This is a genomic window from Listeria innocua, from assembly GCF_028596125.1.
GTDB lineage: Bacteria > Bacillota > Bacilli > Lactobacillales > Listeriaceae > Listeria > Listeria innocua.
Map to the genome: position 1 here is coordinate 116064 of NZ_CP117229.1, position 13267 is coordinate 129330.

Here is a 13267-nt window from a genome sequence, read left to right on the forward strand (position 1 = left end):
AGAAACTAAATCAAAGCTGCTGTCACAATTTAGACAAAAAAAAGACACTCATTCGCTACATTTGCGCAAAAATATATAATAAAAAGACTCTAGTGATAGAGTCTTCATTAAAATTTCTTATAAACATCAATAGAGTTGCCAAAATTGATTAAATAATCGCCGCAATCATACATTGGACCATATTTTTCCGCATAATGAGAAACGGTACGGCGCAAAAATTCCTCGGTCACTTCTAAAAATTCAGCAACCTCGAAATACTCTTTTAAACCAAGATAAAAACAAGTAATGATGTCTTCCAGTGGAATTAATTCTTCGTAACCCTTGCGACGAGCAAAAAGTTCTTGTTTTTTATCTGAAAGGCTTTCTTGTTTTGTAATATTTCCTACCGTGTACTTATAATGCATCAATTCTTCCACTAAAATGCAACCTTTTTCAATAGAAGATTTATCTTTACTTATAAAAATCATTCCATTCAAATATAAGCCAGGTAATTTGTAAGGCATTTTTTCTTCTCTAATTGTTACCTCATCTTGGTATTTGTTTACCAATTTTTCGTACAATAAAATCACATCCCGCGATGGAGTTTTTTCTTCATCTCTATATAAGCTAAAATATCTCGCATTTCTTCCTCTGTAACATCGTCATCAATATGGGCCGCAATCGTCACCGAGCGTTCGTCAACAGGTGGTAAATTTCTTTCAGGAAAAAAGTCATCTAATCGCTTGTTGAAGATTTTTGCAAGTTCAAATAAAACATCTTGATTTGCTTTACGGTCGCCATTTTCATAACGACTAATAGTTTGGCGGGTCGTATGAAGCTTTTCTGCTAGTGCTTCTTGATTTAGCCCTCGTTCCTCACGATATTGTTTTATTTTATTTCCTACAAATTTATTTAACTCCATAATAATTGTCCTCCACATGTTTATGGCTCCAGTATAGCATTTTTAGCACCAAAATGGAACTTTTTCGAACATATTTGTCGGATAAAGTTTACATGTAACCAAAATGGTGCTATAATATGTGTAGAGTTAGAAAATAAAAGCGGCTGATTTTGCACCGATAGCACCGAATTGGTGACAAAGCTACTATATTAATTTATGAGATGGAAGTGGGAATGGATGGATAGAAAACTTTTAAAAGAAAAGCAAATCCAACTAATTTTTCAACTGGAACAAGAAGAAAATAGATTTATTCGGAAACGTTTAATAGAAGAGTTGGAGTATTTTGAAGCACTAGGGGATAGAGAAAAAGGACTTTTAACGGCGGAACAAAAACTACTTATTTTAACACCAAATGAATACCGCGAACATAAAAAAACAAAGTCAGATGTAGAAATCAGCAAATTTATTGGAGTATCAAGGTCCTCACTTGCCGAATGGAAACGAAAAAACGGCTTGAATAGAAAAAAGCAACGACCAGTTCAGCAGGAGATGATTGATGTATTGGCTTTTCATTTGGATAAGACGAAAGAAGAGATTGGCTCTTTACCGGCTTCTGCCATTGAGTGCCAGTATGAAGCATTCGTGATTAATGAAGCACACAATTAAGGAGTGATCAAATGCAAGTTTTAGTTTTACCAGAAAATAAAGATATTAATTATATAAAAACTGTCCAAGAAGTGAAACGATTTTTTGCAGACTTTCAGCGTTTCCGCGTGATTACGGGATTATCCCAAAAGCCATTTATAGAAAGTAATGGTTTACTAGAGACGCCACATTTTGGATCGGTGGCATTTTCTGCAAGGCATAACATAGAATTAATAAAGGAAGCGCGTTTGTTAGTACAAAGATATACAGAAATGTTAAATCAAATGGATGATTTATATCGAAAAATTTTAATAGAGTGTTATGTGGAAAAAGAGAAAGATATAGCAGTAATGATGAGTCTGCCTTATGAAATAGCTCAGTTTAAACGTATAAAAAGACGAGCAGTTCTAGAACTTGCAACAATAATGGGGATTTTAGTAAGGAAATGATGATACTTTTTTGATATTTTACAGTAGCATTTTACCGTTAATATAAAAGTAAGCCAATTGTCCAGCAAGCGGATGACAATAAAAGCTGCGTCAGAATGAAGGTGCACCGATTTTCTGATATACATGAGGTTTTAAAAGAAATTTGTTTTTATTATTGGGTTTTAAATCCGTTGAGATAAACAAATATTCTATTTTTGGAAAGTAAAGTTTGGAGGAATAAATTATTAAAAATGGTCTTGACCGAATTTTACTTTCTATTTTTAAAGGAGTGAGCGCTTGGTGAAGAGTTTGAGCTTCGTGAGAGTTTTGGAAGCAGTGAGAACAATGCTTCAGGAAAAAGGCGGACTAGATGTTTCTATTGTAATGCATGACCAAGTGGAATTGCCTTCAACGATGATGGAGATGATTGATCAAGAGGAAGAAGAGAGCCGCACTTCCTGGAAAGAAAAATACCGCTTTGCCGTTCATCATTATACAAATGAACTGGATTTAGCGGGTGTCGAACAGATTGATAATTTTATCCAAGCGGGTTTTAATTTGCCTGAAGGATACAAATTAATCGCAGTTCGTCATTTCGGAAAACAAAATTTAGTTAAAGAAAATACGTTGATTCATGCAAAAACTAGTTTTGAAGTAAGTATTTGTCGTGAATTAAAAGTAAAAATTTAGGAGGAATTATTAATGGCATTTGAAGAAAATTTATATTGTGATTATACACCGGGAGCTGCTAAAGCGGTCGCGGGGAAAGACGTAATCTTAGCAATTTTTAACGCAGCAGGAGATAAATTATTAGCGGTTGCAGGACAACAGGGTCTAACTGTTAACCGTTCAAAAGATAGTATTGAAATCACATCTAAAGATACAGTAGGTGGATGGAAGTCTAAAATCGGCGGTATGAAAGAATGGTCTATTGAAAATGATGGTTTATACGTTGCTGATGCGGATTCTCATAAAGAATTGGCGAAATATTTCGAAAGTGATAGTCCGGTCTGTGTGAAAGTTATTAACCAAGCATCTAAAAAAGGTCTTTTTGGCGGCTTAGCTATTGTAGCAGACTACAGTTTTGAGGCTCCTTTTGATGAAGCGATGACTTATTCTGTAAAACTAGACGGAATGGGAGCGCTTGTTGATTTAACTATTACTGAGGGCGGAGATCAAATGCCCGGCGAAACACCAGCAGCACCAGCAGAATAAAATAGAAAGCCACTGAAATAAGTGGCTTTCCCTTAGGAGGAAAATAAATGTTTGAAGTGAATGATACTAATTATATTTTACGATTCAATAAACAAAAAGTGAAAACGGTGGAACTAACGTCAGGAATTAGTCTAGTAGCGGCTTTGACTGCAAATAAAGGAATTTTGAGTTACCAAGTGATTGAAACTCTTTTTGCTTCTGGACTAGTGGAAGAAAAAGGTTTAGTGCCAGTAAAACAAAAAGAAGCTTTGGAGATTTTTGATAAGTTAGTGGAAGAACAGGGCTTAATTTCGCTTAATGTAGCAGTTATTGAGAAATTACAAGAGGACATGGGTTTTTTGTTCCGTTAAAGCAGATTGAGTTTGAATATTTTGGCGCAGAGAACGAAGAATCTGATAGTGAAAGCAACCATGATTTTGACCTCGAAAAACAATTCGCGTTTTTCGTTGTTAATTTTCAAATGTCAAAACATGATTTTGAAGCATTAACAGAAGTTGAGAAAAATTTCATCATGAAAGAATGGGAAAACAAGGTCATTTTTGAGTCTACTATGCTTCGAAATGCCGTCTTGAATGCTGAACAAAATCTCAATCGCAAACGAAATTCGCGTTTTATTGATTTGCATAAGAAGCGCCAGAAGAAAGCAGATGTTAATTATACAGTAAATGCACTTCAAGCAATTTCTGAGAATGAAGCGCTTGAAGGTAAAGCGTGGATTGACCGGATTTACGGTGCAAATGGCCTACGCAGACCTAAAAATAAACAAGAAAGGGGGAAAACGAATGGCGGATTCTAAAAAAATTACATTTGAAATGAACGAGAGTGTCTTAACAGCTCAATTTAGTAGGTTAGATGAAATGGCAGGCGTTGTAGAGCGACGATTTTCAGAATTAAAAATGACGATTGAAGATGTTGGAAATGCCGATCCAGGTTCGAAAATTACCGAGTCTTTGGGCGGATTGCAATCTGGTCTCGGCACTATTAGTTCAGCGTTTGGGCAATTAGGTTCTAGTAGCGAGGCAATTACATCAGGATTTGGAACAGCGGTTGGTTCTGTTGGCGGAATTACGGATGCTTTTAAAAACCTAGGTTCAAGTGTCCAAAATGGTACGTTATTTTCAAGCTTGTCCACTGGAATAGGTGGTATGAGTACAATGCTTGGTGGAGTAACTGGTGGAGTTCAAGGAATTACGAATCTAGCTAGTGGTTTTATGGAATTGAAGAATCACTTGGGCGGCTTAATGTCTTCTATTGGCGGTGTCGGAGGAATTATGGGCAAACTGACTTCTCCAATGGGGTTAGTTATTATCGGGATTGTAGCGTTAGTCGCTGCATTTACGTACTTGATGACGACGAATGAATCATTCCGAAATACTGTTATGTCAGTTGTCACGCAGGTAGCTCAGTTGTTTGGTCAGCTAGTGGCTAGTCTGATGCCGATTATCATGCAAATTATCACAGCAGTCATGCAAATTGGTGCGGCTTTAATGCCAATAGTTATGCAATTTATTAGCTTTTTCGCTCAATTGTTAGCTCAATTAATGCCATTTATCAACATGCTCATTGCGATGCTCATGCCAGTAATTATGCAGATTGTTCAAGTTGTTATGTCGCTAGTTTCAGCGCTTTTACCTAGTATTATGACGGTTATTCAAGGCATTATGAGCGTTATCCAATTCTTGATTCCTATAATTATGCAGATCGCCACGGTCGTTGTGCAAATTGTTGTAACAATTATTTCTTATATAAGTAAAATTATGCCGATTGTCATGATGATTATAGGTGTTATTATTTCGATTATTACTACAATTATTAGTTATATTGTTGTTATTGCAACGACGATTTCAAATGTTATTGGGAAAATTATTAGCTTTATTGCAAGTGTTATTACGTCGATTATTGGGATTGTACAGCCAATTATTGGTTTCATTACCAATATTTTCAGTTCTATCGTTACAGTTATTGGAGCGGCTTTCCAAATGGTGTTTGCAGTTGCATCAAAAATTTGGAATGCAATAATGGCAACAATTTCAGGTATTATTGATGGAATAAAATCAGTTATTACAGGGATTTCTACGACAGTTTCTTCCGTGTTCAATGGAGTCAAACGAATTATCACCGGTGTTTTTGATGGTATTAAAGGCGCTTGGGGTGGTTTAACAGAATTTGTTGGGACTATTTTCGATGGGGTTTCAAATGCAATTCAGACAGTTGTAGATAATGTCAAAGGATTTGTGAACGTGGTAATTCGAGGGATTAATTCAGCGATTAGTTTAATTAATAAAATCCCTGGTGTTGAAATTGGTAAAATCCCGCAATTAATTTCAGGTACTACAAATTTCCAAGGCGGTTTTGCACGAATGAATGAAGGCGGTCGCGGTGAAATGGTGGTGTTACCGTCCGGATCTCAAGTAATCCCGCACGATGCAACGATGAAATATGCAAGAGAAAGTGCGCGTGGTAATAAATCAATGCTTTATACAAATCAAGGGACTGATTTAGCTAGGGTAGAAAACCTTCTAGAACGCTTACTACAAAAAAATCCAGTTATTAAAATGGACGATAAAGTTGTATCTGAGGTAGTTAGTCGTAACCAGGCAAACTCGTTTGATCAATACAATTATACAATGGGAGGTGCGGCTTATTCATGAGTGACTTATTTTTAGAACTAAATGGAAAAATTCATTCGCTTAGTGAAACATTTCCGGGACTTTCCGTTCAAGAAGTAGCGAGGCAAAGTCCGCAATTGAGTATGGAAACTGCTGAGATTTCTGGAACGGACGGAGTTATTCCAGGTACTATCCAATTTAAACCTTTTATTTTTTCAGCAAAATGCAATTTACAGGCACTTGATATACCGGATTATCATTTAGCAGTTAGAGAAATTTATGAGTTCTTATTTCAGCGAGATAGTTACTATATTTGGAGTGATCAAATGCCGGGAATTCGGTATGAAGTGCATCCAAAACCATTTGATTTTAGTCGTGAATCAGATCGGGTTGGGCTTCTCAATTTAGAGTTTGATGTTTTTAAGGGCTATGCGGAATCTCGTGGTACAAGTCTGGACCCAATGACTTTTGAAGTGGACTTATGGCAAATGGGCATGAATTTATCTAACCGAGATGATTTGTTTTATGTTTTTAAAGAGAATACATTTCGCGTTTATAATGCAGGAAGCGACCGAGTTAATCCGTTGATGCGACATGAGTTAGACATAGCTATGACAGCAAATGGAATCCCGACTATTAATAATTTAACAACCGGTGATTCATTTCAATATCGTAATGAACTCAAAAAGACTGATGTTTTGCTGTTAAATAATATCTATCCGCTTGTAAATAATCGTCGCGTTGGAAAAGACACAAACCACGGCATTATTACCCTTGAAAAGGGATGGAATGAATTTGAAATTAAAGGTGTAACGGATGTAACTATTGCTTTTAATTTTCCGTTCATTTATCGGTAGGTGATAACTATGGACTATTTGATCATTCAAAGTATGGATAGAGAAGTAGAAGAGATTTTAACAGATATTGATTATGGCTCTTTTTCTTATGACTATGAAAAAAACACGAGTCGTTCCATCTCGTTTACAGTTAATAAAACAAAACAAAATGCTGATGTATTCAATCTGGTTGGAAATGAGGCAATTCTAACCTATCAAGGTCAACAATTTGTCATAAAAAAATGTACTCCTAAGGCCGTTGGAAAAACGATTTCTAAACAAATAACTGCCCAGCATATAAGTTATACAGTGCAAGATCATGTTCAGTATAACGTGAAAACGGGACGAAAAAAATATTCGATTCAGACGGTAATGGAATTTGCGCTAAAAGACAATGAGCTAGGATTTTCTCATGAAATACAAGGTAGTTTTCCATTAGCGGAGTTAGAAGATTTAGGAAATAAAAATGGATTAGAATTAGTGAATTTATGTTTGGAAGAATTTGGAGCAATACTATTTGCGGATAATAAGAAACTTTATTTTTATGATGAAGCGAGTTGGTATTTGAAAACAGAGAAGCAATTACGCTATTTATACAATACAGAAGATGTTTCAGTGGATACAAATACTGATAATTTAAAAACAGAGATAAAATGTTATGGCAAACAAAAAGAAAATGCCGACAAGCTAACGGGTGATAATAAATATATGGCGGTTGTTACTTATACTTCGCCCAACGTATCTATTTATGGAAAACGAATGGCTAATTCAAAAACCGACGATAAAATTACGAATAATAACGACTTATTGATTTTTGCCAAAAAACAGATTCTGGATGTTCCGGAAACCTCTTTAACGATTACTTATAGAGGAGATGAAGCAGTTACAGAACGAGATATTTGGTACTTTATTCATGAACCAATGGGATTTGAAACGGAAGTGAAGGTTACGAGAATTAAATCAGCTCATCCGTGGAGTAAGAAATTTCAAGAAATCGGTTTTAGTAATTCGCGGCGTGATATGGTACGAATTCAGACTCAAATTGCAAATCAAGTGAAAAAGGCTAGCGTAGATACAAATAAGATTAATTCGTTTTCAAGCATCGCAATGAATGCATATGATTCGCGGATTTTAACGGAAGTAGTAGGTGTTGTAGATGGCGACTGAAATTAGAGTTTTAAAAAATGTGGATGAAACAGTTTTCTATCCGAAAACACATGTAACTGCTGTCGAGGGTCTGAATGAAGTTTCAACAAACGCTTCTGGATTAATGACTCCAACTGATAAAGTCAAATTAAATGGAATTGAAGCAAATGCAGAAAAAAATAATGTGACTGCAAGCGATATTTCAAATTGGAATAAAAAACAAGATGCGATTTTAGTTTCGGAAAATGGTTCTAATTTCAAAATAACAGTGACGAATACAGGCGAACTAAAGACAACGAAATTGGAATAGGAAGGAGGTTGCATATGAAGTTAGATTTGTGGAAATGGGAAATGCTTCTTCAAGGTCGTGAATTTAGAAATAAAACCAATGACAATTGGCAGAAACTAATGGATTGGTCTAACTTTATTTCTACGGGAATAGATACGATTTATACCTACGTAAACAAAGCAGATGCTACCTTAAATGCCAAAATTGAAACAGTTGATAAAGCAGTGAATGCAAGAGTTAACGAGTTGATTAGTGGGACAGAACAGCTAAGTGAAGTTGTTGATGCCAGAGCAGATGCATTTGGCACTAGGTATCCGGTTTTAAGAGAACGTCTAAACCAAGAACAGCAAATTTTTAACAAGAAAAGCACGGCACATTTTGATGTGGATAATGTTATAGGTATGGATAAACAAGATATTGGTTTGTTGACCAGTAAATCAATTACTGAAGCGCAAACAGTTTGTTTTTTAAATATATCAAGCTTCAATGAGAATGCGGATATTGTTCTTGAAAAGACTAGTGAAACGAGCTTTTCAGAAAGTTTAACAAGTTTAGTTTTTGCAAAATTAGGGACGAATGAACGTTACCAAATGGAGTCAACTGGTGCGTAAAGGAGGAGTGAAGAATGACTGAAATTAAACGAATGCTACAAACAAAAGACGATAATTCTAAAGAACAATTTTATCCAGAGACACATGTGGCGGGAATTGTTGGACTTACAGAATATGTTTCTGGTCAGATTCCGACTGGTGTCGTTAGTGTCAATGGAAAGGCAGGCAGAGTATTACTAGAAGCAGAAGACCTTCATGCTGCTAAGAAAATCCATGAACATGAAGTCGCAACGTACACAACAGATGGATTTATGAGTTCTTTTGATAAACAAAAAATAGATCAATTAGTATCTCCGGAAGCAGGCGTAACAAGTGTAAACGGTAAAACAGGAATTGTCGACTTATTTGCAGCTGATGTAGAGGCGGCGGAAATAAACCATACTCATCCGGAAGCATCAGCAAGTGAAAGTGGCTTTTTATCAAAAGAAGATAAAGAAAAACTAGATGCGATGCCAGTAATCGCACTGGAAACTATTAAGGAGGTTATAGAATGACTAAAATTGTAAAAATGTCAGAGAAAAATGAACATGGAACGTTGGAGCAATTCTATCCAGAAACACACGCCGAGGCTGTTAAAGGGCTTGTGAGTGTTACAGAGGAAGAAAAGACGACTTGGAACGAGAAAGAAACTACTGCGGGTGCGGAACAAAAGGCGAATACAGCTTTGAATAGTGCGAAAGAATATGTAGATACGATTGGGAAAGGAACAGTGATTTTTAAGGGAGCAAATATTATGGGTGCGGGTCAAAAATATACATGGAGTTCTTCCAAACTGAAATTTGGAATCACTTTACTATTCAGTCGTTATGATTCAGCAAATAATACTCCTTTAGATTATTATTATCACTCAGTTTTCTTGTCGAAAGCTCAATTAGCCGAATTAGCAGGTAAAGGTTTGTTAGTTCCTATGCCATCAGCGATTTACGGGGAAAGAAAGTATTTATATGTTTCTGAAACAGAAGTCGCTGGACACAATGATAATACTAATAATGCTTCTTGGGCATTACGCCAGCTAACTGTAATGTAACTAAAAAGGAGGTTTTCCATGGAAATCATACTAAAAATTGGGATTTTAGGTTTTGGCGCGGTATTTGGATACTTGTTTGGGGAAGTGGATTTATTGGTAAAAGTGCTGGTGTGCTTTATTGTAGCTGACTATATTTCTGGGCTACTCGCTTCAGGGTATCTGGGGGAACTTAGCAGCAAAATGGGTTTCAAGGGAATCGCGAAAAAAATTGCTATCTTGATTTTAGTGGCTATTGCGCATCAAATAGATTTGATTCTGGGAACGCATAATACGACGCGGGATGCGGTTATCTTTTTCTATTTGGCGAATGAGCTGATTTCTATATTGGAAAATTTCGTTCGAATGGGAATGAAGGTCCCGGAAGTATTGAAAAATTTAATTTTGATTTTCGATGCGAAATCAGGGGACGAGGAGGAAAAGCATGACAAAGATATGGATTGATGCCGGTCATGGCGGCAAGGATTCAGGGGCGACTGGTAACGGACTTGTTGAAAAAAATTGGGTACTATCAGTTGCGAATCAGCTTCAATCAGAATTAGTAAAAGCTGGTTTTGAAGTAGGTATGACTCGAACAAATGATACATTTTATGAATTAAGTGACCGAGCTAAGAAAGCAAATAGTTTTAAGGCCGACTTATTTATTTCGATTCATTTTAATGCTGGTGGTGGCAAAGGCTTTGAAGATTACATTTATACATCAACACCAGCTGGGACAGTAGAATCACAGAAAATAATTCACAAAAATATTATCGCTAAAATTACCAAACATGGTATGCGTGATCGTGGAATGAAACGAGCTAATTTTGCTGTGCTGCGAGAAACGGCAATGGATGCAATTTTGCTGGAGGCAGGTTTTTGTGACAGCAGTGATGCAACTATACTTGCAAAAAAAGCATATCAAACGGATTTTTGTGCAGGAATTATCTCAGGAGTACAAGAGCTTTTTGGTACTCCCGTAACGAAATATCGAGCAGGGAAATATTTGACAAGTAATGATGCTATTTCAGGCAAAAATATTAAAGGTTATTTAGAAGCCGGGACAAAAGTTTTTGTTTATAAAGAAACAGCAAAAACACTCAACCTAACTACTACAAAAGGAGTTCCGGGAAGCTGGGTTCTAAAAACGGAAGTAAATACGGGTAAAAGATAAAAAAAGGAGCGACTGATAGGTCGCTCCTTTTTTATTAACTTCTCTTACGCAAAGTATAAAGCGCGGTAGCTGTTAAAATAACTCCAAACACAGTTGCAAGTCCAGCTGTGTCACCAGTTGTTGGTAGGGAAGTGTTGGAAGATGTCCCTGAGTTAGATGTATTTGGTGTGGAGGTTGTTGGGTCTTCGGTAGTTGTAGTTCCGCCAGTATTTCCGGAGCCATTACCGTTATCTGTACCACTATTTCCATCAGTTCCGCCGTTATTTCCGTTGCCATTGTCCGTTCCGCCATTACCGTTTCCATTATCTGGAGGGGTAGTTGAAGTTGCTTCTTGAACAGTTGCTTGGAAAGTTGTGCTGTAGCCGTTTATGTCAGTGATTGTTGTTGTTACTTGGTCGCCTTTTTTAAGGTTTAAAGAAGTAACATCTACGGAGAACTTACCGTTTGCATCAGCTGTTGCGTTAGGTCCGGCAGCAAGCGCCATTCTTGCATTAGCAGTTGCTTTTTGAACAGAGACAGTAGCACCTGGTAAAGTAGTTCCAGTTAGATTTTTGTCTTTTTCAGCTAATTTATTGATTTTTGTTGCGTCTTTGATTGCTTTGATAGCTGCATCTTCAGTTTCTTTGTCGATTTCAGCTTGGGATTTGTAGACTTTACGTCCTTCTTTTTGAGCTGTAATGACTTTTCCGGCAGCTTTTTGGTCTTTAATGTAGTTGATGAATGTTTCTGTATCTGGATCGATTGCAGTTACTAGATTTGCTTTTTTGAAGGCTGAGAATCCATCGCCACCGCCAAATAGGAAGTCATTGATTACGACTTTATATTTTTGGTCGGCTTTTAAAGGAGTGCCGTCTTCTGTTGTAACGCTCGCAACTTTGTAAGCATGGTCTAGATCATCTGTATCTGTGAAAGTATATTTTAATCCAGAAATTTGTAGGAAATAAGTTTGGTTGCTTAAATATTGTTGGTTTAGAGCTTCCAAAATATCAGCGCCCGTCATTTCGACTACTTGAAGAATGTTACCAAATGGTTGAACAGCTTGTGCCGCGCCCCATGTGATTTCGTTTTGACCATTTGCAAGACGAGTAGTAAGATCAGAACGGATTCCGCCGTTGTTAGTCATAGCAAAGTCGACATCGGCGCCGGCTTTGTTTGCCATGTAACGTTGCGCATCCGTAATCATGTTACCAAGCTCAGATTCTTTATCATCAATTGCTTTGTTGTCTGGATTTGTGTCACGAGAAATAACGTCTTTGTTTGCTAGTCCGATAGTTTCGTTAATAACACCTTCAATGCGGCTTTTCGCATCTTCGGTTACTGCGGTAATATCGGCATTTGGTGTGACGCTTCTCGAGTTATATGTAATTTTAGCGTCAGGTGGTGAAACGAAATCGCCAGTTGTTTTATCAAGTTCGCCAGTTACATCTGAAAAAGCTTTACCATTGTTGTAACTTTGGACGATACGAGTTTTTCCAACTAATCCGTTTGTGTATTGGTGATTGTGCCCTGCAAGGACTAAATCGACCGAGTTGTTTGGGTCTAATTGGTTTGCTTTGGTCATCATATTCGCAGCTTCCCCGGCTACATCTTGTTTTGTTCCAGTGTTTGGGTTCCCAGTGGAAAGTGCTGGAACGTGGGATAGAACAACGATTGCGTTAACGCCTTGGCCTCTAAGTTCAGCAGAGTATTTAACGATTGTTTCTGCTTCATCAAGGAAATCGTAGTCTTTAATATGATTTGCAAGAACTAAATTAGGAATTTCTGTTGTAACGATACCGATGAAGCCAACTTTGACACCATCAATTTCTTTTACATAGTATGGTAAAAAGCCTTCTGCGACTGTGTTTGTTCCTTTGTTGACCACGTTAGCTGCGACGATTTTCATGTCACTTTTAACGCGTGGATAAGCTTCTACGATTGGTCCGAATTTGTTTGTAGAAACTCCGTCCAAAATTCGTTTGTATTCAGGTAATCCTTCATCAAACTCATGGTTACCTAATGTGCCGACTTCGAAATTCATTTTTTGGAGAACTTTCATTGTTGGCTCGTCTTGAAGTAAACCTGATACTGCTGGGCTTGCGCCGACCATGTCGCCCGCTTGGACACGAATGGCATTGTCAGTTGTAGTTCCAGGATTAGCTTGTAAAAATGAGCTAGTAGCGTTGTCCAAGTTAGTAGCTAAGTAATCCGCGCCGCCAATTGGTGAGCCCGATGCATCTTTAGAGGCTGTTTCAAGCGCTCCGTGGAAATCATTTATTCCCAAAATTTGAATGGGAACGGTATCTGCTGCTGCTTGTGCTGTTGTCCCGGTGAATGGTACAGTAAGTCCGATTGTGAGCCCTGCTACGAGTAAAACATGTGTGGTTTTCTTGAAAAATTTGTTCACTTTCACACTCTCCCTTTTTTCGCCAGTGGCAATTTTGTAAGCGCT

18 protein-coding genes are annotated in these 13267 nt (G+C 37.3%); 15 read left to right on the plus strand and 3 right to left on the minus strand.

Annotation, left to right across the window (positions count from 1 at the left end; all coding sequences use genetic code 11):
• Positions 1–107 precede the first annotated feature (107 nt).
• Positions 108–560 carry an ImmA/IrrE family metallo-endopeptidase gene (locus PQQ29_RS01090; protein WP_003764863.1) on the minus strand — a complete coding sequence of 151 codons (453 nt, stop codon included), beginning with the start codon at positions 558–560 and terminating at the stop codon, positions 108–110.
• 5 nt (positions 561–565) lie between these two features.
• On the minus strand, positions 566–901 hold the full coding sequence (locus tag PQQ29_RS01095) for a helix-turn-helix transcriptional regulator (protein WP_003764864.1): 336 nt from the start codon (positions 899–901) through the stop codon (positions 566–568).
• A gap of 216 nt (positions 902–1117) precedes the next feature.
• On the opposite strand from PQQ29_RS01095, the gene lmaD reads away from it, so the two are divergent.
• The 15 genes from lmaD to PQQ29_RS01170 all read left to right on the plus strand — a co-directional run bounded on the left by lmaD (position 1118) and on the right by PQQ29_RS01170 (position 10836).
• Complete coding sequence (gene lmaD / locus PQQ29_RS01100; RefSeq protein WP_010990243.1) at positions 1118–1546, plus strand: protein LmaD; 429 nt, start codon at positions 1118–1120, stop codon at positions 1544–1546.
• An 11-nt stretch (positions 1547–1557) separates the two neighbouring features.
• A complete protein-coding gene (locus PQQ29_RS01105; RefSeq protein WP_010990244.1) occupies positions 1558–1974 on the plus strand; it encodes an ArpU family phage packaging/lysis transcriptional regulator in 417 nt (138 codons plus the stop codon).
• 279 nt (positions 1975–2253) lie between these two features.
• Positions 2254–2643, plus strand: coding sequence for a DUF5072 family protein (locus PQQ29_RS01110; protein WP_010990245.1), 390 nt, complete (start codon positions 2254–2256; stop codon positions 2641–2643).
• Between the two features lie 12 nt (positions 2644–2655).
• Positions 2656–3168, plus strand: a complete 513-nt coding sequence (lmaA, locus tag PQQ29_RS01115; protein ID WP_003759830.1) for a protein LmaA — start codon at positions 2656–2658, stop codon at positions 3166–3168.
• Between the two features lie 47 nt (positions 3169–3215).
• Complete coding sequence (locus tag PQQ29_RS01120) at positions 3216–3518, plus strand: hypothetical protein (RefSeq protein WP_003759832.1); 303 nt, start codon at positions 3216–3218, stop codon at positions 3516–3518.
• 110 nt (positions 3519–3628) lie between these two features.
• Positions 3629–3964 (plus strand): hypothetical protein, encoded by a 336-nt coding sequence (locus PQQ29_RS01125; protein WP_003759834.1) that lies wholly within the window; start codon positions 3629–3631, stop codon positions 3962–3964.
• Complete coding sequence (locus PQQ29_RS01130; RefSeq protein ID WP_045553689.1) at positions 3951–5819, plus strand: phage tail protein; 1869 nt, start codon at positions 3951–3953, stop codon at positions 5817–5819. The genes PQQ29_RS01125 and PQQ29_RS01130 overlap by 14 nt, the downstream gene beginning before the upstream one ends.
• Positions 5816–6634 carry a phage tail family protein gene (locus PQQ29_RS01135; RefSeq protein ID WP_010990247.1) on the plus strand — a complete coding sequence of 273 codons (819 nt, stop codon included), beginning with the start codon at positions 5816–5818 and terminating at the stop codon, positions 6632–6634. The genes PQQ29_RS01130 and PQQ29_RS01135 overlap by 4 nt, the downstream gene beginning before the upstream one ends.
• Positions 6635–6643: 9 nt before the next feature.
• Positions 6644–7780 carry a phage tail protein gene (locus PQQ29_RS01140; RefSeq protein ID WP_010990248.1) on the plus strand — a complete coding sequence of 379 codons (1137 nt, stop codon included), beginning with the start codon at positions 6644–6646 and terminating at the stop codon, positions 7778–7780.
• Positions 7770–8069 carry a hypothetical protein gene (locus PQQ29_RS01145; RefSeq protein ID WP_010990249.1) on the plus strand — a complete coding sequence of 100 codons (300 nt, stop codon included), beginning with the start codon at positions 7770–7772 and terminating at the stop codon, positions 8067–8069. Before PQQ29_RS01140 ends, PQQ29_RS01145 begins: the two co-directional genes overlap by 11 nt.
• A 14-nt stretch (positions 8070–8083) precedes the next feature.
• Positions 8084–8659, plus strand: a complete 576-nt coding sequence (locus PQQ29_RS01150; RefSeq protein WP_010990250.1) for a hypothetical protein — start codon at positions 8084–8086, stop codon at positions 8657–8659.
• Between the two features lie 14 nt (positions 8660–8673).
• Positions 8674–9153: a hypothetical protein gene (locus PQQ29_RS01155; RefSeq protein WP_010990251.1), complete on the plus strand. Its 480-nt coding sequence runs from the start codon at positions 8674–8676 to the stop codon at positions 9151–9153.
• Positions 9150–9686: a hypothetical protein gene (locus PQQ29_RS01160; RefSeq protein WP_010990252.1), complete on the plus strand. Its 537-nt coding sequence runs from the start codon at positions 9150–9152 to the stop codon at positions 9684–9686. Before PQQ29_RS01155 ends, PQQ29_RS01160 begins: the two co-directional genes overlap by 4 nt.
• Positions 9687–9704: 18 nt before the next feature.
• Positions 9705–10127 carry a phage holin family protein gene (locus tag PQQ29_RS01165; RefSeq protein WP_010990253.1) on the plus strand — a complete coding sequence of 141 codons (423 nt, stop codon included), beginning with the start codon at positions 9705–9707 and terminating at the stop codon, positions 10125–10127.
• The gene (locus PQQ29_RS01170) at positions 10108–10836 is read left to right on the plus strand and encodes an N-acetylmuramoyl-L-alanine amidase (protein WP_010990254.1); all 729 of its coding nucleotides are present in this window, start codon (positions 10108–10110) and stop codon (positions 10834–10836) included. Before PQQ29_RS01165 ends, PQQ29_RS01170 begins: the two co-directional genes overlap by 20 nt.
• 34 nt (positions 10837–10870) lie before the next feature.
• On the opposite strand, the gene PQQ29_RS01175 is transcribed toward PQQ29_RS01170, so the two are convergent.
• Complete coding sequence (locus PQQ29_RS01175; protein ID WP_010990255.1) at positions 10871–13228, minus strand: bifunctional metallophosphatase/5'-nucleotidase; 2358 nt, start codon at positions 13226–13228, stop codon at positions 10871–10873.
• Between the last annotated feature and the right edge of the window lie 39 nt (positions 13229–13267).

What these genes read in the sequence shown, in the direction of transcription:
- PQQ29_RS01095 (WP_003764864.1), bottom strand. Translation starts at nt 901, where the DNA reads ATGGAGTTAAATAAATTTGTAGGAAATAAAATAAAACAATATCGTGAG.
- lmaD (WP_010990243.1), top strand. Translation starts at nt 1,118, where the DNA reads ATGGATAGAAAACTTTTAAAAGAAAAGCAAATCCAACTAATTTTTCAA.
- PQQ29_RS01105 (WP_010990244.1), top strand. Translation starts at nt 1,558, where the DNA reads ATGCAAGTTTTAGTTTTACCAGAAAATAAAGATATTAATTATATAAAA.
- lmaA (WP_003759830.1), top strand. Translation starts at nt 2,656, where the DNA reads ATGGCATTTGAAGAAAATTTATATTGTGATTATACACCGGGAGCTGCT.
- PQQ29_RS01120 (WP_003759832.1), top strand. Translation starts at nt 3,216, where the DNA reads ATGTTTGAAGTGAATGATACTAATTATATTTTACGATTCAATAAACAA.
- PQQ29_RS01125 (WP_003759834.1), top strand. Translation starts at nt 3,629, where the DNA reads ATGTCAAAACATGATTTTGAAGCATTAACAGAAGTTGAGAAAAATTTC.
- PQQ29_RS01130 (WP_045553689.1), top strand. Translation starts at nt 3,951, where the DNA reads ATGGCGGATTCTAAAAAAATTACATTTGAAATGAACGAGAGTGTCTTA.
- PQQ29_RS01135 (WP_010990247.1), top strand. Translation starts at nt 5,816, where the DNA reads ATGAGTGACTTATTTTTAGAACTAAATGGAAAAATTCATTCGCTTAGT.
- PQQ29_RS01140 (WP_010990248.1), top strand. Translation starts at nt 6,644, where the DNA reads ATGGACTATTTGATCATTCAAAGTATGGATAGAGAAGTAGAAGAGATT.
- PQQ29_RS01145 (WP_010990249.1), top strand. Translation starts at nt 7,770, where the DNA reads ATGGCGACTGAAATTAGAGTTTTAAAAAATGTGGATGAAACAGTTTTC.
- PQQ29_RS01150 (WP_010990250.1), top strand. Translation starts at nt 8,084, where the DNA reads ATGAAGTTAGATTTGTGGAAATGGGAAATGCTTCTTCAAGGTCGTGAA.
- PQQ29_RS01155 (WP_010990251.1), top strand. Translation starts at nt 8,674, where the DNA reads ATGACTGAAATTAAACGAATGCTACAAACAAAAGACGATAATTCTAAA.
- PQQ29_RS01160 (WP_010990252.1), top strand. Translation starts at nt 9,150, where the DNA reads ATGACTAAAATTGTAAAAATGTCAGAGAAAAATGAACATGGAACGTTG.
- PQQ29_RS01165 (WP_010990253.1), top strand. Translation starts at nt 9,705, where the DNA reads ATGGAAATCATACTAAAAATTGGGATTTTAGGTTTTGGCGCGGTATTT.
- PQQ29_RS01170 (WP_010990254.1), top strand. Translation starts at nt 10,108, where the DNA reads ATGACAAAGATATGGATTGATGCCGGTCATGGCGGCAAGGATTCAGGG.